Consider the following 18,686-nt stretch of genomic DNA (forward strand, 5'->3'; position numbering starts at 1 on the left):
CCTCACGCAGTCAGCTGCTCCGGCGTCGGTGACGGTTCGTAAGTGAGATGCAGACGCAGTAGAGCGCAGTGAGACCAAAAGTAGCTCCAGCGGCGCTGATGAGAACGACATCGTTCCCCTGGATCGTACGGACGAAGCCGACAGCGAGCCCCACCCAGAGAACTGCGACAGCTGCGGTCCATAGGCTCAGGAATGGGTGATGTCGAATGAAAGAGCGCAGTATCCGTCGGCTGCGATTCGTGAACGCGAGTCGAAAAGACTGAATACGTGCGGCTGTCGTCCGATACGTGAGGGCTGCTGTGAGAATCAGTGGGGGAAGAAGAAGCCAACTGCTCAGATCTGCGATCCTGACAAGAGCGAGGAGCGTGAGCAGGAGCAGGACGCAAACGAATAATCCGATATGAGCGAAGGCGATGCCCTTCACCAAGAAGGCGTCGACCGCGTTACGTGCAGTTTCATGGTGGGAGGTCTGGGCCGTGTATGCGGCAAGGGCCTTGGTGGCTCCACGGTAGTTCCTGCGGCGATCGAGTACCTGGAACTGGAGGAGCAGAGCGTCTTCGTTCACAGGATCCAGTGCCAGCGCCTCCTGAAGAGCGGTTTCCGCGGTCTCCGGGTCCGTCTTCATCTGGGCCCACGCCAGAACCGCGTGGCTGTCGGCCGACTCTGGTGAGAGTCTGACCGCTTCGCGCGCGTAGAACAGTGCTTCCTCCGTGCGCTCCATCCTGGTCAGTGCCGTGGACATGAGATAGAACAGCGAATCGTCCTCGGGGGCCAGTTCCAGGGCGGTTCTCAGCGAGCGCTCCGCCTCGGGCTCCCTGTTCTGGAAGATCAGGGCGTAGGCCAGGAGCCGATGGGCGTTGTGATCATTCGGCAGTGCCGCGACCGCTCTGCGAGCCGCGGCCTCAGAGTCCTCGAGTCGATCCACGCTGTTGTGCGCCGCCGCCAGAGCCTTGTAGGTCCTACCAGCATTGTCCGGGTAGCCGGCGAGCAGACGGCCGAGGATCTGCACGGCCCGCTCGTACTGGCCGGCGTCGACGAGCCAATCGGCCCGGTCCATCTCCTGGGTGTATACGTCGTCACTCATAGCATGCGGTGCCGTTTCATCCACTCGCGCAGCTCCTCATACTCTCCGGAGACGTCGGAGTACTCGACGACTGCGCGCGCCGTCTCGAACCAGGGGCCGGTCGAGGGGCGGATCTCCTTAAGCGCCGCGTACATGTCCTGCATGTTCATGAGCCGTGGCCGGCCGGTGCGCACCGAGTCCATGAGCGCCTTCTCCGCGGCGGAGTCGCACACGTGCGACAGGTCCGCACCGGTCAGCCCCTCGGTCACCCGTGCCAGGGCCTGCAGGTCGATCCCCTCCACGGGGCGGTCGCGCAGATGGGTGTGCAGGATGGCGGCGCGTGCCGGCTCATCCGGAGGCAGGACGAGCAGCGTCCGGTCCAGCCGCCCCGGCCGGCGCAGCGCCGGATCGATGTCCCACGGCGCGTTGGTCGCCGCCAGCAGGTAGACGCCCTCGTTGTCGCTGCTGACGCCGTCGAGCTCCTCCAGGAGCTGGTTGACGGTGCTGCGAATACCCGAGTGACGCGAGAGCGAGCGCTTGATACCGATGGCGTCGAGCTCGTCGAGGAAGAGGACGCAGGGGGCATGGTCACGCGCCTGCTGGAAGATGTTGTGGAGGTTGGCCTCGGAGTTGCCGATGTAGGGGTCCAGGATGTCGGAGATCGTCACCGACAGGAAGCCCGCCCCCATCTCACCGGCGACGGCGCGGGCGATGAAGGTCTTCCCCGTCCCCGGCGGGCCGTACAGGAGCAGACCACCGCGCAGGCTCTTGCCGTAGAGCCGGCGCAGCTCGGGATTGCGCATGGGCGCCAGGAAGGAGGCCTCCAGCCGGTTCTTGACCTCGGTCATGCCGCCGACGTCGGCCAGGCAGACACCGGCGCGCTCCACCTCCCAGTCCGCCGGCTGGCTATGGCCGTCGGCCCTGACCGGGCGAGGCTCGGAGAGGTCCCGGTCGGAGCTGGAGGGCCCGGATGGCACGGAGGACACGAAGGGCGCGGCCGGTCCGCCGCCGAGGTCCTCCTCGGCCCGGCGCCAGTCGAAGCCCCCGGCCCCCTCCGATGGTGGCAAGCCGTTGGGAACCGGAGCCTCCGGTGACCCTGACTCCGTGGGAGCGGCGACCTCCGAGGGCGCCGGAGCGTTGGACGGCGCCTGCTCGCTGGGGACCTGGGTGGCCTGCTGCGAGAGCGCCCTGGTCATGAGGGCGCGGGCGGCGTCGTCGGTAGGGGCGTGCTGCAGGGCGATGGCGCAGTGCGTGACCGCCTCGGCGTTGCGGCCGGTCCTGATGAGGAGCTCGGCCAGGTGGGTGCGCAGCCGGACGTCGTCGGGAGCAGCTTCGACGGCACGTGTCAGAGAGGCAATAAGCGGGTCGGTCACTCGGTCAGTCTAGAGGTGGGCAGTGACACGAATACCGGTGAGGGTGTGTGGTGCGCGCCGCCGGCTCCGTGCACTGCATCACGCGCCCGGGCACTGACGCACCGGCCGGAAACCTCCCTACCCTCGGAGCATGACATCAACGCCGGGCGCCCCCGCCGACAGCGGCCTGAGGGCGACCTTCCCCACCACGCTCCTCATCGCCCTGGCCGCGCTCGCGGCCGTCGCGCCCCTGGCCACCGACGCCTACCTGCCGGCCTTCGCCCAGATGGCCGACGACCTGGGCGTCTCCGCCTCCAGCGTCCAGCTGACGATGACGACCTTCCTCGTGGGGATCGCGCTGGGCCAGCTGACCATCGGGGTCCTGTCCGACCGCTTCGGACGGCGCCCGCTCCTGCTGTGGGGCAGCGTGCTGGCCCTGGCCGCCAGCATCGGCGCCGCCCTGGCCCCGAGCCTGCCCGTCCTCCTGGGCGCCCGCTTCCTCCAGGGGCTCGGCGGAGCGGCCGGCATGGTCCTGGGGCGGGCCGTCATCTCCGACCGCTCCCGCGGGATCACCGCCACCCAGGCCCTCAGCGTCGTCATGGCGATCCAGGGGATCGCCCCCGTGGTCGCGCCGATCCTCGGCGGGGTGCTCGTCGAGCCCATCGGGTGGCGCGGGATCCTGGGGGTCGTCGCCGCCTTCACCGGGGTGCTCGTGCTCATGGTCGCGCTCTGGGTGCCCGAGTCCCTGCCCGTCGAGCAGCGCCACGACGGCGGCCTGCGGATCCTCCTCGACGGCACCCGTGAGCTGGCGCGCGACCACGTCCTCGTGCGCCTGCTGCTCATCAACGCCCTGTCCTTCGGACTGCTCATGGCCTACCTGTCCGCTGCGCCCTTCGTGCTGCGCAACGTCCTGGGGATGGGGACGGTGGCCTACACGGCCGTCTTCGGCCTGTGCGGGGCGACGGTGACGGTGACGATCGCCGTGGCGGCCTCCCTGGTGCGCCGCTTCTCCCAGGCCCGCCAGGTGCGCGTCGGGCTCATCGCGGGGCTGGCCGTCGACGTCGTCTTCGCCGCCGTCTGCCTCATCTGGCTGCGCGAGCCGGTCACGGGGGCGGGGCGGGTGCCGCTGATGGTGGCGGTCGTGGCGCTCTTCCTGGCCCACGTGGCCTGCCTGGGGCTGTCGATGGGCAACGCCCCGGCGCTCGCGCTGGACCGCACCGGCCGGTGGGCGGGAACCGGCAGCGCGCTGCTCGGCTTTCTGCAGTTCGTCGTCGGCGGGCTCGTCAGTCCGCTGGTGGGACTGACCGGGGAGGCCAGCGGCGTGGCCTTCGGCATCGTCATCGTGGTCCTCGGTGTCCTCGCCAACGCCCTGGCGGTCTTCGGGGTGCACGACCGGGGCGAGAAGGAGCGTCTGGCGGCCCAGGAGGCCGAGCGCCGTACGCGTCGCCTGGGGTAGCGACGGCTCCGGTCCGTCGGCGCCCACCGACTGCGCGAGGTTCTGTTGCGTATGTCCGGCTGGAGGGGGTCCTCTCCGGCCGTCGACGTCGCGGTCGTGCCTTAGGTCGCGCGTTCGAGGGGTAGAGGGTACGACCGCGCGACCTACCCTACGAACGCGCGGGCGCTCAGGGGGCTGCACGCAGCCGCGTCGTCGGCAGAGGCAGCTCGATGGCGCCGATGAGGTCCACGGACTTGGCGATGCCGGCCGACAGGTCCTCCATCGCCCTGGACACGACCACGCGGTCCCGGTGGATCTCGCGGATCCTGACGCGCGCCCAGGTCTCCTCGCCCGTCTGCGGATCCTGCTCCTGAAGGAGCCAGTCCTCCGCCAGGAGCCGCAGGCCGATCGCGTCCAGGACCGCCTCGGCCTCGTCGAGGTCCGTTGCCGCGCCCCTGCGGGTCCACAGCAGGTCGTACGGGATGAACCGGCCATCATCGGTCATCTCGATGTATCCCACGTGCTCACCGTCCTCGCGGCGCAGGTGCTCGAAGACGTCCTCGGGCGCGGGAAGGTCGGCCTGTGCCTCGGACTGGGCGCTCATACCCACGACGCTACCGGGTTTTCAACGGTGCCGGCGGTGGCTGTCATGTTCGCAGCAGGTGCGCAGGTGTCACGACGGGCGACTATTCGGGAGTGGGGGCGGCGTTCGGCGGGGGTGGCGCCGAGGGGCTCGGAGGTGTCTGTGCAGGTCGGAGAGCTCTGGGTACAGAGGAGTGAGCCTTGCCGGCTCTGAAAAGTCTCCCGTCGTGACACTTTCCGCAGGATCGCCGGGCTCTGGGGTGGGCGGGGTCAGGTGGAGCGGCCCCTGGAGGGCTGGGGCAGGCTGGGTCGGGCTGGACTGCACCCACGCATATGACACAGGTCACTGAGTCTTCTCGGAATGGACTGATCGCCAGCAAGGTTGAGCCAGTCAGACTCAAGGTTGGGCACCGTCGGGTTGACAGAGTTCGACTCAACCACAATCCTGAGTGCATACGACTCAACTCGAAGACGCCGGAACCTCCGGCCTTCACCACAGACATCGACCAAGCAACACAAGGAGCACATCACATGGCACGCGCTGTCGGTATCGACCTCGGTACCACCAACTCTGCTATCGCCGTCCTCGAGGGGGGCGAGCCCACCATCATCCCGAACGCCGAGGGCGGCCGCACCACCCCCTCCGTCGTGGCCTTCTCCAAGTCCGGCGAGATCCTCGTCGGCGAGATCGCCAAGCGCCAGGCGGTCACCAACGTCGACCGCACCATCTCCTCGGTCAAGCGCCACATGGGCACCGACTGGTCCGTCGAGATCGACGGCAAGAAGTACACCGCCCAGGAGATCAGCGCCCGCATCCTGGCCAAGCTCAAGACCGACGCCGAGGCCTACCTGGGCGAGCCCGTCACCAACGCGGTCATCACCGTCCCGGCCTACTTCAACGACGCCGAGCGCCAGGCCACCAAGGAGGCCGGCACCATCGCGGGCCTGACCGTGGACCGCATCGTCAACGAGCCCACCGCCGCGGCCCTGGCCTACGGTCTGGACAAGGGCAAGGAGGACGAGCTCATCCTCGTCTTCGACCTCGGTGGCGGTACCTTCGACGTCTCCCTGCTCGAGGTCGGCAAGGACGACGACGGCTTCTCCACCATCCAGGTGCGCGCCACCAACGGCGACAACCGCCTGGGCGGCGATGACTGGGACGCCCGCATCGTCGACTGGCTGGTCAAGCAGGTCAAGAGCAAGGACGGCGTGGACCTGTCCAAGGACAAGATCGCCATGCAGCGCCTCAAGGACGCCGCCGAGCAGGCCAAGAAGGAGCTGTCCTCGGCGACCTCCACGAACATCAACCTGCAGTACCTCTCCATGAGCGAGTCCGGCCCCATCCACCTCGATGAGAAGCTCACCCGCTCCAACTTCCAGGAGATGACCGCGGACCTGCTCGAGCGCACCAAGATCCCCTTCCACAACGTCATCAAGGACGCCGGTGTCAAGGTCTCCGACATCGACCACGTGGTCCTCGTGGGTGGATCCACCCGTATGCCCGCCGTCACCGAGGTTGTGCGTGAGCTGACCGGCAAGGAGCCCAACAAGGGCGTCAACCCCGACGAGGTCGTCGCCATCGGCGCGGCCCTCCAGGCCGGTGTCATCCAGGGTGACCGCAACGACGTCCTGCTCATCGACGTCACGCCGCTGTCCCTGGGCATCGAGACCAAGGGCGGGGTCATGACCAAGCTCATCGAGCGCAACACGGCCATCCCGACCAAGCGCTCCGAGGTCTTCTCCACCGCTGAGGACAACCAGCCCTCCGTGCTCATCCAGGTCTACCAGGGCGAGCGCGAGTTCGCTCGGGACAACAAGCCGCTGGGCACCTTCGAGCTGACCGGCATCGCCCCGGCCCCCCGCGGCGTGCCCCAGATCGAGGTCTCCTTCGACATCGACGCCAACGGCATCGTCCACGTCTCGGCCAAGGACCGCGGCACCGGCAAGGAGCAGTCCATGACCATCTCCGGTGGCTCGGCTCTGCCCAAGGAGGATATCGACCGCATGGTCAAGGAGGCCGAGGCTCACGCCGAGGAGGACAAGAAGCGCCGCGAGGACGCCGAGACCCGCAACTCCGCCGAGCAGCAGGCCTACTCCATCGAGAAGCTCCTCAAGGACAACAAGGACAAGCTGCCCGAGGACGTCCACTCCGAGGTCTCCGAGGCCGTCTCCGACCTCAAGAAGGCCCTCGAGGGCGACGACATCGAGCCGGTCAAGACCGCTCAGGAGAAGCTGAGTTCGGTGGCCCAGAAGGTCGGCGAGGCCATCTACCAGGCCGACGCCGCCGCCCAGAGCGAGCCCGGCTCCGGCTCCGCCGCCGGCTCCACGTCCTCCGACGACGAGGACATCGTGGACGCCGAGATCGTCGACGACGAGGACTCCAAGTGACCGCGGCTGGCCCCACCCCCGAGAACGAGGGCATCGACCCCGAGCTCCAGGCGGCCGTCGAGTCGGCCTTCGAGGAGGTGCCCGACGACGTCCGCGAAGGACTCGCCCAGGGTTCATCCGAGGGCGCGGCCGGCCAGTCCGACGCCGCCTCCCCCGACGGGGAGGCGGCGGGGGACGACCCCCTGGCCCAGGCTCAGGCCCAGGCCGCCCAGGCGGCCGACGACCTGGCCCGGGCCCGGGCGGACCTCTACAACCTCCAGCAGGAGTACCAGGGGTTCGTGCGTCGCTCCCGTGAGGGCGCGGCCTCTCACCGTGAGGCTGGCGCCGCCGGTGTTGTCGAGGCCCTCATCCCGGTCCTCGACGAGATCGAGCTGGCCCGCCAGCATGGAGACCTGACCGGCACCTTCGAGACCACGGCCGGCAAGCTCGAGTCGATCCTGGCCGAGAAGTACTCCCTGGAGCGCTTCGGCGCCGTGGGCGAGGTCTTCGACCCCACGGTCCACGAGGCCCTCATGGCCACCGAGTCCAGCGAGGTCACCGAGCCCACCATCGCCGCGGTCCTCCAGCCCGGATACCGCCTGGGTGAGCGCGTCGTGCGCGCCGCCCGCGTCCAGGTCGCCAACCCGGCCTGACAACGGCGCCTGCGCGTCAACCACCCCGGTCCGACGGCGGACCCGGACCCGCCAGAGACGCTGGCTCGGGTCCGCCGTCGGACCGGGGACCACCGGACGCCCGAGCACGGGCTCCACTCACACCATTGACCACGATCTTCTGACGCTGCGACACGTGCAGCGATCACTGTTGTTATCAGATAAGGAATACCCACGATCACCCGGATAAGGAGGCGGTGACACGAACATGGCCAGTCAGGACTGGATGACGAAGGACTTCTACGCGGTCCTCGGCGTGAGTAAGGACGCCGACGCCGCCGCCATCAAGAAGGCCTACCGTACGCTCGCGAGGAAGTACCACCCCGACCGCAACCCCGATGACGCCGCGGCGGCAGACAAGTTCAAGGAGGTCGGGGAGGCGTACGCCGTTCTGTCCGACGAGGCCGAGCGCAAGCAGTACGACGCGATCCGCTCCATGGCCGGAGGCGGCGCCCGCTTCCAGGCCGGCGGGCCGGGCGGGGCAGGCGGCGCCGGAGGATTCGAGGACATCTTCTCCTCGATGTTCGGCGGTCAAGGCGGTGGCAGTGTCCGCTTCGAGACCGCCGGAGGAGCCGGCGAGCCCGACCTTGACGACCTGCTGCGCATGTTCGGCGGCACTCCCAGCCCCACCCGTTCCGGCGGGCGCCCCGGCCCCTTCGGCTTCGGCGGCTTCGGCTCCCAGCCCCAGCCGCAGAAGGGCGCCGACGTCCTGACCTCGGCCGCACTGGACCTGCGCGACGCCGTCGCCGGCACCACCGTGGAGCTGACCGCGGACGGGCGCACCATGAAGGTCCGCATCCCCTCGGGCGTGCGCGACGGCCAGAAGATCCGCCTGCGCGGCAAGGGGCGAGCCGGCCTCAACGGCGGCGAGAACGGCGACATGGTGGTCACCATCAGCGTCAACAAGCACCCGGTGTACTCCATCGACCCGGTCGACGGCGCCAACCTGCGCATGGACCTGCCCGTCACCCTGCGCGAGGCGGCCCTGGGTGCCACGGTCGAGGTCCCGCTGCTCGACGGCACCACCTCCAAGATCAAGATCAAGCCCGGCACCTCCTCAGGAACCGTCATGCGCCTGCGCGGCAAGGGCGCCACCACCCGGAAGAAGACCGGCGACCTGCTGGTCACCATCGAGGTGGCCGTCCCCAAGAAGCTCTCCAGGGCCGCCAAGGAGGCCCTCAACGCCTTCGATGAGGCCATGGGAGACACCGACCCGCGGGCGACCCTCATGGAGGAGGCCGCCAAGTGAGCCGGCGTCGGGCCGGGCAGGGCCTGGGCTACCTGGCCGAGGACGCCTCCGAGCGCGCGGTCTACGTGGTCTCCGTGGCGGCCGAGCTCGCCGGAATGCACCCTCAGACCCTGCGCCAGTACGACCGGCTCGGACTGGTCAGCCCCGCCCGGACCCGCGGGCGGGGCCGGCGCTACTCCCACCGCGACGTCGAGCGCCTGCGCCGCATCCAGTCCCTGTCCCAGGAGGGCATCAACCTCGAGGGCATCCGCCGCATCCTCGACCTGGAGACCCGCGTCGAGGAGCTGGAGGCCGACAACGCGCGCATGCGCACCCGGGAGGCCGTCGTCCAGCGGATCTTCGCCGCGGCCGCCGACGGCGAGGTCCAGGTCGTCGCTCCCGGTCGACGGAGCCGCGGCCACGAGAGCCGTCGCCCCGAGCCGGGAGGCGGGCGCCCGACGAACCCGGCCGATGTCGCTCACGGGACGAGCCCCGTGAGCACGGCGCTCGTCCCCACGAGGCCCACGCGGGCCCCGCAGCGCTGACGAGGACAGGGGCGGGTCTGCCGGGGGAATGACGATCCCCCAGGTGGGGGAGGAAGGTCGAGCCGCTTCAACCGTAAGGTGGCTGGCATGCGGATGACGACCTCTTTCACCGGCTCCCGGGGTGTGCGCTACCCCTCCCCCCGACGTCGCCCGGGGCCTCATGCTGCTGCTCATCGCCGTGGCCAACGTCCCGTCATGGAACAAGACGCCCGATGACGTCGGCACCGTCCACGCGTCGGTGGCCGATACCTGGTGGGTGTTCGTCCGGGTGCCCCTCGTCGACCACCGGGCCTACCCGCTGTTCGCGATGCTGTTCGGCTTCGGGCTCATGACCATGATCAACCGGCGCGCCGCCTCCGGAACACAGGCCTATCTCCGGTCCCTTCCGGGCGCGGACGCCGGTCATGAGCCGACGCCGCAGGAGGTCGCCTGGGCCCGAGAGCAGGCCACCCTCGACGCCCGGCGCCTCGTGCGGCGTCGGGGATGGTGGATGCTCCTGTTCGGGTTCGTCCACGGCATCATCTTCTCCGGCGACATCATCGGCGCCTACGGCCTGGTCGCCGTCATCCTCGCCGGGTGGCTGGCCCGCAAGAGGTACGCCAACCTGTACGCCATCGGCGCCGTCATCATGCTGGTGGCCACCAGCAGCTTCCTGGCGATGGGCTTTGCCTCTCCGGAGAGCGTCGCCGTATGGTCCGGAGCGCAGGAGGGCTCGGTCGCGATCGCGCTTCCCTGGTTCGTCACCAACATCGAGGTGTGGACTGTGAGCCTGTTCCTCCAGGTCCTCGTTGCACTGATCGTTCCCGCGGCGGTGATCGGTGCGCGCCTGGCCGACACCGAACTCATCACTCACCCGCAGCGGCACCGTCGCCTGCTCGTCCTGGTGGGAGCCGGCGGCCTGTCCCTCGGGGCGCTCGGCGCTCTCCACAGCGCCCTGACCGGTGTGCTGCCCATCTCGGAGTGGCCGTGGGACGTCGCCGTCAAGGAGGTCCTCGGCATCGTCGGCGCCTGCGGCTGGCTGGCGCTGCTCGCCCTGTACGCCGGCGGGCCGCCGCCGGACGGCCGACTCACCGGCCTGCGCAGACTGGCCTCCGCCGTCGGGCGTCGGTCCATGACCGTCTACCTGTCCCAGACGATCCTGTTCGGGATCGTCTTCGTCCTCATCCCGGTCCTGCTCACAGGCCGGCGACTGTGGGTGGGGCAGGCCGCAGCCGCCCTTATTGCGCTCGCGGTCTGGGCCGCGACCGTGGTGCTGTGCGCGGTCCTGGAACACGGGGGTCACGCCGGCCCCTTCGAGACGCTGCTGCGCACCGCCGTCGCCCGCAGCGAGCGCAAGCGCTCTGTCGCGGTCGTAGGGTAGGTCTCGCGTTCGAGGGGTAGAGGGTACTGTGATGTCTCATGGCTTCTGAGAGTTTCGGATGTCATGACATCTGAGACACCGGTGGGGCGGGTTGCCTGGGGGTTATGGGTAACTCGATTTCGCCGTCTCGGCGACAGCAGGTCATAGACTTCGACTCCAGGACCAGTGGGATGAGTGTGGAGGAGTTCTGCGCTCAGGTGGGTGTCTCGCGGGCCTCGTTCTACCGGATACGCCGGCGTGCTGAGCACGAGGGCCTGACTGCCGCGCTGACTGCGGGCTCTCGGGCCCCGCACCGCCCGGCGCGGGTGTGGGGCCCGGACACCGATGAGCGCATCGCCCAGGTACGAGCCGACCTGATTGCCGCCGGACGCGAGGCGGGTCCGGCCTCGGTGTGGTGGGTGAAGGGGTCAGGGCGCCAGCGTCCCGGCTCCCTCACGCTCGACGATCGCCCGCAGCCTGCGCAGGGCCGGCCTGGTGACCCCGGCCCCGCGCAAGCGTCCCAGAGTGTCCTACAAGCGCCACGCCCGCAGCGCGGCCAACGAGCTGTGGCAGATCGACGGCTTCGAGTGGCGCCTGGAGGAGCGTCTGGTGACCATCTACCAGGTCGCTGGGCGACTGCTCGCGGGTCATCACCGCCCTGAGGGCGTTGTGGGGCGGGGAGAGCGTGGCCGGCACCCGCAGCGTCCTTGAGGAGGCCTTCACCACCTGGGGGCGCCCGGCGGCGATCGGGTCGGACAACGCTGCGGCGTTCAACACCAGTCGCACCGCGGGCCCGGGTGCCACCGAGAAGTGGCTGGCGTCCCAGGGCATCCGCCCCATCAGCGGGCGGGTGGGACACCCCCAGACCCAGGGCAAGGTCGAGCGCTCCCACCAGCCGGCGGCCACCTGGCTGCGGGCTCACCCGGCCAGCACCCTGGCGGAGCTCAACACCGAGCTGGACCACTTCACCAGCTACTACAACACCGAGCGACAGCACCAGGGCCACGGCGCCGCACTGACCCCACTGAGGGTGTGGACCCAGACCCCCAGGGCCCTGGCCAGCCCAGCACCCATCGACCTGGAGCGCCTCCCAGCCGGCGGCGGCCCCATCAGCCTGCCCGACCCCACCGGCCCCGCAGGATCGGACAGCGCCGTGGACCGCGCCCGACGCACCGTGATGTCCAACGGAACCGTGTCCTACAAGAACCGGGCTCTGTCTCTGGGCAAGCCGATGAGCGGCACCGAGGTCACCCTGATCGAGTACCCCACGCGCCTGGACATCTACGACCACCACCAGCGCCGCGTCGTGTCCCTGCCCTGGCCCCAACCCACCCAGAGACAGCAAGGCAACCGCGCCACCATCGACACCAGAAAACTGCCCTACCGACTCATCCCGCAACCACCCCGACGCCGCCGAACGTCTCACAAGTCATGACACCCACCGGTGTCTCAGAAGTCATGACACTCAAACGTCTCAGAAGTGAGGAGACAGCACAGAGGGGTAAAGGGTACGACCGCGCGACCTACCCTACGAACGCGCAGATGCACCACCCTGCTTTCGCAACAGGACCTAACCGTTCACGTCGGGCCGCGAGCCGTCTTCCCCGATGCCCCCGGACCCTCCTCCGGAAGAATGGTCGGGGGAGGGCCTCCGCCTTTCGAGGGACATGATCTCGGCGCTTAAGGCGGACGCCGCGCAGTGACCGGTTTTCATACGGTCGAGTCATGAGCACGACGCCTTCTCTCACGACCTCATTCACCGGCTCTCGCGGCCTGCGCTACCCCGCCCCCGACGTCGCCCGCGGCTTCATGCTGCTCCTCATCGCCCTGGCCAATATCGGCTTCTGGGTCTCCGCACCCTCCGACTCGCGGGGGCGTGCCGTGCTGTCCGCGGCCGACAGGACCTGGAGCATCATCGACACCCTGCTCATCCACCAGCGCGCCTACCCGCTGTTCGCCCTCCTGTTCGGCTTCGGGCTGGCCACGATGACCAACCGCCGCATCGCCTCGGGCACCGCGGCCTGCCTGAAGACCCTGCCCGGGGTTGACGCCGGTCGTGAGCCGACGTCGCAGGAGGTCACCTGGGCCCGTGAGCAGGCGACCATCGAGGCCCGCCGCCTCGTGCGGCGCCGCGGCCTGTGGATGGTGCTGTTCGGGCTGGTCCACGGCGTCTTCTTCCCCTCCGAGATCATCGGCGCCTACGGCATCGTCGCCGTCGTCTTCGCCGGATGGTTCGCCCGCAAGCACCACAAGCGCCAGCTGGCGGTGTGCTCCCTCGTCCTTCTGATCCAGGTCGTGCCGGTGGTCCTGTCGATGTTGTCCGCGCCCGACGGCGCAGCGGCCGCCTCCGGCGCAGGGAGCACCGCCCCGGCGGCCGGGGCTACCACTGACGCGGCCGACTCGGCACTGTCGGCGCTGCCCTGGTTCGTCACCAACGTCGGTGGGTGGTTCATCCTCGCCGTCGGGGTGTCCCTCACCACGATGGTTCTTCCCGCCGCCTTCCTCGGTGCCCGCCTGGCCGATACCGACCTCATCGCCCATCCCGAGCGCCACCGCGGTCTCCTGGTGGTTCTCGGCGTCGGCGGCCTGGCTCTCGGGGCCCTCGGGGCGCTCCACGAGATCCTGGCCCCGCTCACGGGCTCTCAGCCCTGGGAGGTCGATCCCACGTTGATCATGGTCCTGGGCCTGGCCGGAGGCTGCGGCTGGCTCGCCGTCCTGACCCTCTACGCTGGCGGCCCGACGTCGGACGGTCGGCTGACCGGCCTCAGGTGGCTGCTCGCCAGCGTGGGACGCCGCTCCATGACCGCCTACCTGTTCCAGACCCTCATGCTTGGAACCGTCTTCGTCATCATGCCGAGGCTGACCGGGACCTTCCTGACACTGGGGACGGCAGCGGCCGCCGCGGTCGCGGCGATGGCCTGGCTGACGATCACGTGCGCCTGCGCCGTCATGGAACGGCTGGGCGTGCCCGGTCCCTTCGAGACGCTGCTGCGCACCGCCGTCGCCCGCAGCGAGCGCCGCCGTACGATTCCGCGCGTCGAGCAGGCTCCTGCCCGGCACGCGGACGCGCCGATCCCGCAGTCGGCGGACACGACCATGCTGATGAACCAGGCTCGCACACCGGCTCTCGGCCACTACCTGCCGGTGGACGCCTGAGCCTCAGCCGGATTGCCGGATGCCGCCCCCGGGTGGGACGACTGAGAGGAAAGTCAGAGGACGAGGAGCCCTGGCCCTCCGGGAGGAGGAGCCGGGGCTCCGCTCATCCCTGGGGTGGAGCGGACGAACACCGCTGGACAGCCCCTGTGGGGGAGGTGTGAATCACTGCCGCTTCCTACCGTGAAGGGTATGAACCTCACGACCTCCTTCACCGGCTCCCGGGGCCCGCGCTTCCCGGCCCCGGACGTGGCCCGCGGCCTCATGCTCCTGTTCATCGCGCTGGCCAATATCCCCTTCTGGGTCATCACCACACGGTCCTCGGCTCCCGGCGACGCCGCCGACACGGCCTGGCTGTGGGTGCGCACCCTCCTGGTCGATCACCGCGCCTACCCGCTGTTCGCCCTCCTGTTCGGCTTCGGGCTGGCGACGATGATCAACCGTCGCATCGCCTCGGGCACCGCGGCCCGCCTCGATACCCTGCCCGGGGTTGACGCCGGCTGTGAGCCGACGCCTCAGGAGGTCGCCTGGGCCCGCGAACAGGCCACCGTCGACGCCCGCCGCCTCGTGCGGCGTCGAGGCCTGTGGATGATCCTGTTCGGCGCCGCCCACGCCGCGCTGTTCTCCGGCGACATCATCGGCACCTACGGACTGGTCGCCGTCGTCTTCGCCGGGTGGCTCGCCCGCAAGCACTGGAAGCGAGCCGCGGTCGTCAGCGCCGTGCTCACCGCCCTCGTCATCACGACGATGTACAACATGGGGCGATTCATGGCGGCCCAGGGCCTGAGCGCAGCCGCTGCGCAGACGGAGGCCACCGGATCGAGCTCCCCGCTGTCCCAGGTCGTTGCCAGCGTGACCTCCTGGGGCGGAAACACCGTTGCGACGGCGCTCCTGTCCATGGTGGTCCCGGCGATGTTCCTCGGTGCCCGCCTGGCCGACACCGATCTCATCACCCACCCCGAGCGCCACCGTCGCCTCCTGGTCGCCGTCGGCCTGATCGGTCTGGGAATCGGGGCTGCGGGAGGCGTGGGGTACGCCATCTGGTTCACGGGTGGGCACCTGGCTGCCTGGGCCGCTCCTCTTCACGAGGTCACGGGGTTGGCCGGGGCCTGCGGCTGGCTCGCTCTCCTGGCGCTCTACGCGGGCGGTCCGACGTCGGACGGTCGGCTGACCGGTCTCAGGTGGCTGCTCGCCAGCGTGGGACGCCGCTCCATGACCGCCTACCTCGCCCAGACCTTCCTCTTCGCCACCATCTTCCTGGTCGTCCCGGCCCTGACCGGGATCAGCCTCCACCTGGGAGAGGCCCGTGCCGCCGGGATCGCACTGGCGGTGTGGGTCGTGACCGTCGGCCTGTGCGCAGTCATGGAATATGGTGGCCACGCCGGCCCCTTCGAGACCCTGCTGCGCACCGCCGTCGCCCGCAGTGAGCGCAGCCGCCGGCTCCCGGCGCCTCCCGCTCCGGTCACCCCGGTGGGGCGCGCCGTGTCTCCTGGCGCGTACGAGCTGGTTCGCTGACGGTCAGGGGCACGTTTCGGCATATGAGTCCATGGGGAGATCTTCCCCGGCGGCTGCGCTGGCGCACCGCCCCCGGTTCCTCGGGGGCGTCCGCGCCGTAAAACGGCAGATAACTGCCCCAATGGAACGAAATCTCCCCGGATCGCGAGTGGTGTGAGTCGTCTCGCAAGATGTGAGGGTTGACCTGTCCGTTTCACAGGGCAGAGTGGACGCGGTAGCCTGCCTGCGTCCCCAACACTGAAGGAAGCGAACAGTCTCATGACTCAGCCCCCCAACCCCGGTCAGCCCTTCTACCAGCAGCAGCCCTCCGCTCCCTCTGCTCCGGCCACGGGCCAGCCCTACCCGCCCAGCAGCAGTTCCAGGGCGCCCCCGGTGCCCCCGGCGCTCCGGGCCAGCCCTACCCGCCCGCCGCCTCGGGCGACTCCCTCGTCGGCAGCCTCTTCGACACCTCCAAGGAGTTCGTGACGAAGTACAGCCGGATCGTGTTCATCGTCGCCTCGATCGCCGTCGGCCTGGGCTGGCTCGGCGTCGGTTACATGGGAGGCAAGATGGGTGCTGTCGCCAGCGCGATCTCCGACCCCCGCAACTACGACGGCTCCACCTTCGACGCGATGTCGTTCCTCATGAGCCTCGTGTTCTCCGCCCCGGCGTACCTCACGGTTCTCTTCGTGATCCGTCTCTTCATCGAGCTGGTGTCCAACTCCAGCAAGTCGGGCCCGCAGGCCTGACGCAGCGCCCGCAGTCTTCGCGCCAGCAACCGGCTGCTTACACCTGACGGCCGCCAACCAGCGAGGTTGGCGGCCGTCAGGCGTTGGCGGGTCACAGCGACGCGGTCGGCTCCTCCTTGCTGCCGGGCAGCTCGAGGACGGCGGTCAGGCCGCCGGTGGGGTTGGCGCTCAGGTGGAGGGCGCCGCCGTGGGCGGTGGCCACGGCCGTGACGATCGCCAGGCCCAGTCCGTGCCCGGATCCCCGAGTCCGCCCCCGTCCCTCGCCGCGGACGAAGGGCTCGCGCAGGGACTCGACGCTGTCGGCCGGCACCACGGGGCCGTCGTTACGGATCGTCAGCCGGACGTCGTCGGCCAGGTGCGCCATCCCGACCGTGATCCTGCCGCCGTCGACGTTGTAGCGGGCCGCGTTGCGAAGTAGGTTGGACACGCTCTGGCGCAGCAGCACCGGATCGCCCGGGACCCGGGCGGGCAGCAGGTGGGTGGACAGGCGCAGGTCGCGCTCGGCCACCTCCGGGGCGATGAGTCCCAGGGCGTCGCGGACCGTGGCCTCCATGTCCACGTCCTCGTGGGCCAGCCTGCCGGACTGGGCGTCGGCCAGGTCCAGGAGGGCGTCGATCGTCTCCCGGTTGGCGCGGTTGGTCTCCAGCACCCGGTTCAGGACCCGGCGCAGGTCCTCGGTGGAGGCCTGCGGGTCGGACAGGGCGACGTCGATCATCGTCTGCGTGGTGGCCAGAGGCGTGCGCAGCTCGTGGGAGGCGTTGGCCGCGAAACGGCGGTGCACCGAGAAGGAGCGCTCCAGCGAGGCCAGCATGTCGTCGAAGGTGTCCGCCAGGTCGTGGATCTCGTCGCGCGGCCCGGACAGGGCCAGGCGCTGGCTGAGGTCACCCGAGGCAGCGCGCTTGGCCGCCGCGTTCATCGAGGACAGGGGCCGCAACATCCGTCCAGCCAGCACCCAGCCGACCGTCCCGGACACGACTGCCAGCAGCATGAGCGCCCCGACGGCGGAGCGCAGGATCGTGTCCAGCAGCTCGAACAGGTTCGTGTTCGCCTGGACCACCTGCGGCGTCGTCGGGTCGATCTGGGGAACCTGCTGCGGGTCGAAGGCGATGGAGAGCGTGTTGTAGCGGGTGTAGAAGTAGACCAGGATGATGAGGACCGCCCCCGAGATCGTCACCAGGCTCGCGTAGGTGGCGGTCAGCCGGGCCCGGATACTCAGGTGGCGCGGACGGCGAAGCCGGTCCTCCGGGGTGTGGCCGGAGTCGGATGGTGGATGTCCGCCGGCGTCTGTGTCTTCCCTGTTCGCGGGCTGCGGTTGAGCGGCGCCAGTCATGCGCTGAACCGGTAGCCGGCTCCGGGAACCGTCTGGATGACCCAGGGCTCTCCGAGCTTGCGACGCAGGTGCGAGATCGTCACCCGCGTGGAGTTGGTGAAGGGATCGGCGTTGGCGTCCCAGGCCTTCTCCAGCAGCGTCTCGGCGCTGAGGACCCCGCCCTCGGCCTCCATGAGTACCTGGAGGACCGCGAACTCCTTGGGGCTCAGACGGATGAAGCGTCCGTCGCGGTAGACCTCCCGGCGGAAGGGGTCCAGACGTACCCCGTGGGCCTCGATGACCGGGGTGCGCGCCGGCTGGCTGCGCCGCCCCAGAGCCCGCAGCCGGGCCACCAGCTCGGGGAACTCGAAGGGCTTGGTGAGGTAGTCGTCCGCCCCCAGCTCGAAGCCGCCCACGCGCGCGTTCAGCGCTCGCGAGGCCGTCAGCATGAGGATCCGTGTGCTCGGGTGCTCGGCGACCACCTGGCGGCAGACCTCGTCGCCGTGTACCACGGGCAGGTCCCGGTCCAGGACGAGGATGTCGTAGTCGTTGGTCGCCACCTGCTCCAGGGCGCTGGCCCCGTCGCCGACGACGTCGACCGCCATGGCCTCACGGCGCAGACCCGTGGCGATGGCCTCGGCCAGATACTCCTCATCCTCCACGACGAGTACGCGCATTGTCCCGTCCTCCTTCTTCTCTCTTCCTTCGCACTATGGTCCGGGCTCGCGGCTCCGGGCTCGCGAACCGCCACCGGACGGCGTCGGACACCATCTTCCCCTACTACCTGACCAGGGAGCGTGTTGCCAGCACATAAGCGGATTCCTGAAGGTTCTCGCAACGTCGGTCCCAGTTGGCTGTGGGGACATCACCGGGCGCTGCACCGTAGCCCGGCCGGCATCCCCGGCACTGACCGGTACCGAAAAGGAACTCTCCTGACTATGAGAAGAACGAACCTCTCCCTCCGAGCCCTCGCCCTTCTGGCCTGTGCTGCCTGCACCGTAGGCATGACTGCCGGCTGCAAGACCTCCGCCACCGACAACGCCAAGGAGGCGGCCTCGCAGTCAAGCGGTGATGACTATCTGCTCAAGCTCACCCAGTGCATGCGGGGTAAGGGTATCGACGTCCCCGACCCCGACTCCAAGGGCAACGTCGAGATCCCTCAGAGCGAGACCGCCGATAAGGCCATCGAGGAGTGCGAGAAGGAGGTCGGCCCCGCCCCCGGCTCCGAGGACCTCTCCAAGCCAGAGGTGCAGCAGGACCTGGTCAAGGCCGCACAGTGTCTGCGCAAGGAGGGCTACGACGTCCCCGACCCTGAAGTTGGCAAGGGGCTCCAGCTCAATGGCGAGATCCCCCAGGACGTCATGAACAAGTGCTTCTCCAACCTGGGGGACAACTAGCC

16 protein-coding genes and 2 pseudogenes are annotated in these 18,686 nt (G+C 69.4%); 13 read left to right on the plus strand and 5 right to left on the minus strand.

Features of this window, described 5'->3' with window-relative positions; genetic code table 11:
* Positions 1-10: 10 nt before the first annotated feature.
* Positions 11-1,084, minus strand: coding sequence for a tetratricopeptide repeat protein (locus EL340_RS12410; RefSeq protein WP_126414860.1), 1,074 nt, complete (start codon positions 1,082-1,084; stop codon positions 11-13).
* Positions 1,081-2,436 carry an AAA family ATPase gene (locus EL340_RS12415; RefSeq protein WP_126414862.1) on the minus strand — a complete coding sequence of 452 codons (1,356 nt, stop codon included), beginning with the start codon at positions 2,434-2,436 and terminating at the stop codon, positions 1,081-1,083. Before EL340_RS12415 ends, EL340_RS12410 begins: the two co-directional genes overlap by 4 nt.
* A 130-nt stretch (positions 2,437-2,566) precedes the next feature.
* Here EL340_RS12415 and EL340_RS12420 point away from each other — a divergent pair, with 130 nt between their 5' ends.
* Positions 2,567-3,871 (plus strand): multidrug effflux MFS transporter, encoded by a 1,305-nt coding sequence (locus EL340_RS12420; RefSeq protein WP_126414864.1) that lies wholly within the window; start codon positions 2,567-2,569, stop codon positions 3,869-3,871.
* A gap of 166 nt (positions 3,872-4,037) precedes the next feature.
* On the opposite strand, the gene EL340_RS12425 is transcribed toward EL340_RS12420, so the two are convergent.
* Positions 4,038-4,454, minus strand: a complete 417-nt coding sequence (locus EL340_RS12425) for a serine/threonine protein phosphatase (RefSeq protein ID WP_126414866.1) — start codon at positions 4,452-4,454, stop codon at positions 4,038-4,040.
* Between the two features lie 509 nt (positions 4,455-4,963).
* Between EL340_RS12425 and dnaK the strand changes: the two genes are divergently transcribed.
* The 11 genes and pseudogenes from dnaK (at position 4,964) to EL340_RS15575 (ending at position 15,978) form a co-directional block, all read left to right on the plus strand.
* Positions 4,964-6,820, plus strand: coding sequence for a molecular chaperone DnaK (gene dnaK / locus EL340_RS12430; RefSeq protein ID WP_126414868.1), 1,857 nt, complete (start codon positions 4,964-4,966; stop codon positions 6,818-6,820).
* Positions 6,817-7,452: a nucleotide exchange factor GrpE gene (locus tag EL340_RS12435; RefSeq protein WP_126414870.1), complete on the plus strand. Its 636-nt coding sequence runs from the start codon at positions 6,817-6,819 to the stop codon at positions 7,450-7,452. Before dnaK ends, EL340_RS12435 begins: the two co-directional genes overlap by 4 nt.
* 226 nt (positions 7,453-7,678) lie before the next feature.
* Positions 7,679-8,719, plus strand: coding sequence for a DnaJ C-terminal domain-containing protein (locus EL340_RS12440; RefSeq protein WP_126414872.1), 1,041 nt, complete (start codon positions 7,679-7,681; stop codon positions 8,717-8,719).
* Positions 8,716-9,243: a heat shock protein transcriptional repressor HspR gene (locus tag EL340_RS12445; protein ID WP_126414874.1), complete on the plus strand. Its 528-nt coding sequence runs from the start codon at positions 8,716-8,718 to the stop codon at positions 9,241-9,243. The genes EL340_RS12440 and EL340_RS12445 overlap by 4 nt, the downstream gene beginning before the upstream one ends.
* A gap of 87 nt (positions 9,244-9,330) precedes the next feature.
* Positions 9,331-10,603 (plus strand): annotated as a pseudogene (locus tag EL340_RS12450) (DUF418 domain-containing protein).
* A 104-nt stretch (positions 10,604-10,707) separates the two neighbouring features.
* Positions 10,708-10,896 (plus strand): annotated as a pseudogene (locus EL340_RS16000) (helix-turn-helix domain-containing protein); the annotation flags it as partial.
* A 211-nt stretch (positions 10,897-11,107) separates the two neighbouring features.
* Complete coding sequence (locus tag EL340_RS15570; protein ID WP_232023072.1) at positions 11,108-11,293, plus strand: hypothetical protein; 186 nt, start codon at positions 11,108-11,110, stop codon at positions 11,291-11,293.
* Positions 11,268-12,017: an integrase core domain-containing protein gene (locus tag EL340_RS12460; RefSeq protein WP_232023073.1), complete on the plus strand. Its 750-nt coding sequence runs from the start codon at positions 11,268-11,270 to the stop codon at positions 12,015-12,017. Before EL340_RS15570 ends, EL340_RS12460 begins: the two co-directional genes overlap by 26 nt.
* A 290-nt stretch (positions 12,018-12,307) precedes the next feature.
* Positions 12,308-13,738, plus strand: a complete 1,431-nt coding sequence (locus EL340_RS12465) for a DUF418 domain-containing protein (RefSeq protein ID WP_126414879.1) — start codon at positions 12,308-12,310, stop codon at positions 13,736-13,738.
* A gap of 189 nt (positions 13,739-13,927) precedes the next feature.
* Complete coding sequence (locus tag EL340_RS12470) at positions 13,928-15,250, plus strand: DUF418 domain-containing protein (protein ID WP_126414881.1); 1,323 nt, start codon at positions 13,928-13,930, stop codon at positions 15,248-15,250.
* 461 nt (positions 15,251-15,711) lie between these two features.
* Positions 15,712-15,978, plus strand: a complete 267-nt coding sequence (locus tag EL340_RS15575; RefSeq protein ID WP_232023074.1) for a hypothetical protein — start codon at positions 15,712-15,714, stop codon at positions 15,976-15,978.
* A 91-nt stretch (positions 15,979-16,069) separates the two neighbouring features.
* Here EL340_RS15575 and EL340_RS12480 read toward each other — a convergent pair whose 3' ends face one another.
* On the minus strand, positions 16,070-17,308 hold the full coding sequence (locus tag EL340_RS12480; RefSeq protein ID WP_126414883.1) for a sensor histidine kinase: 1,239 nt from the start codon (positions 17,306-17,308) through the stop codon (positions 16,070-16,072).
* Positions 17,305-17,964 carry a response regulator transcription factor gene (locus EL340_RS12485; protein ID WP_126414885.1) on the minus strand — a complete coding sequence of 220 codons (660 nt, stop codon included), beginning with the start codon at positions 17,962-17,964 and terminating at the stop codon, positions 17,305-17,307. Before EL340_RS12485 ends, EL340_RS12480 begins: the two co-directional genes overlap by 4 nt.
* Before the next feature lie 327 nt (positions 17,965-18,291).
* On the opposite strand from EL340_RS12485, the gene EL340_RS12490 reads away from it, so the two are divergent.
* A complete protein-coding gene (locus EL340_RS12490) occupies positions 18,292-18,684 on the plus strand; it encodes a hypothetical protein (protein WP_309340516.1) in 393 nt (130 codons plus the stop codon).
* Positions 18,685-18,686 lie beyond the last annotated feature (2 nt).

Source organism: Actinomyces viscosus (assembly GCF_900637975.1).
In the GTDB taxonomy this organism is placed as follows: domain Bacteria; phylum Actinomycetota; class Actinomycetes; order Actinomycetales; family Actinomycetaceae; genus Actinomyces; species Actinomyces viscosus.

Coding starts and splice junctions, on each gene's coding strand:
- EL340_RS12410 (WP_126414860.1), bottom strand. CDS start 1,084: ATGAGTGACGACGTATACACCCAGGAGATGGACCGGGCCGATTGGCTC.
- EL340_RS12420 (WP_126414864.1), top strand. CDS start 2,567: ATGACATCAACGCCGGGCGCCCCCGCCGACAGCGGCCTGAGGGCGACC.
- EL340_RS12425 (WP_126414866.1), bottom strand. CDS start 4,454: ATGAGCGCCCAGTCCGAGGCACAGGCCGACCTTCCCGCGCCCGAGGAC.
- dnaK (WP_126414868.1), top strand. CDS start 4,964: ATGGCACGCGCTGTCGGTATCGACCTCGGTACCACCAACTCTGCTATC.
- EL340_RS12440 (WP_126414872.1), top strand. CDS start 7,679: ATGGCCAGTCAGGACTGGATGACGAAGGACTTCTACGCGGTCCTCGGC.
- EL340_RS12465 (WP_126414879.1), top strand. CDS start 12,308: ATGAGCACGACGCCTTCTCTCACGACCTCATTCACCGGCTCTCGCGGC.
- EL340_RS12470 (WP_126414881.1), top strand. CDS start 13,928: ATGAACCTCACGACCTCCTTCACCGGCTCCCGGGGCCCGCGCTTCCCG.
- EL340_RS12480 (WP_126414883.1), bottom strand. CDS start 17,308: ATGACTGGCGCCGCTCAACCGCAGCCCGCGAACAGGGAAGACACAGAC.
- EL340_RS12485 (WP_126414885.1), bottom strand. CDS start 17,964: ATGCGCGTACTCGTCGTGGAGGATGAGGAGTATCTGGCCGAGGCCATC.
- EL340_RS12490 (WP_309340516.1), top strand. CDS start 18,292: ATGACTGCCGGCTGCAAGACCTCCGCCACCGACAACGCCAAGGAGGCG.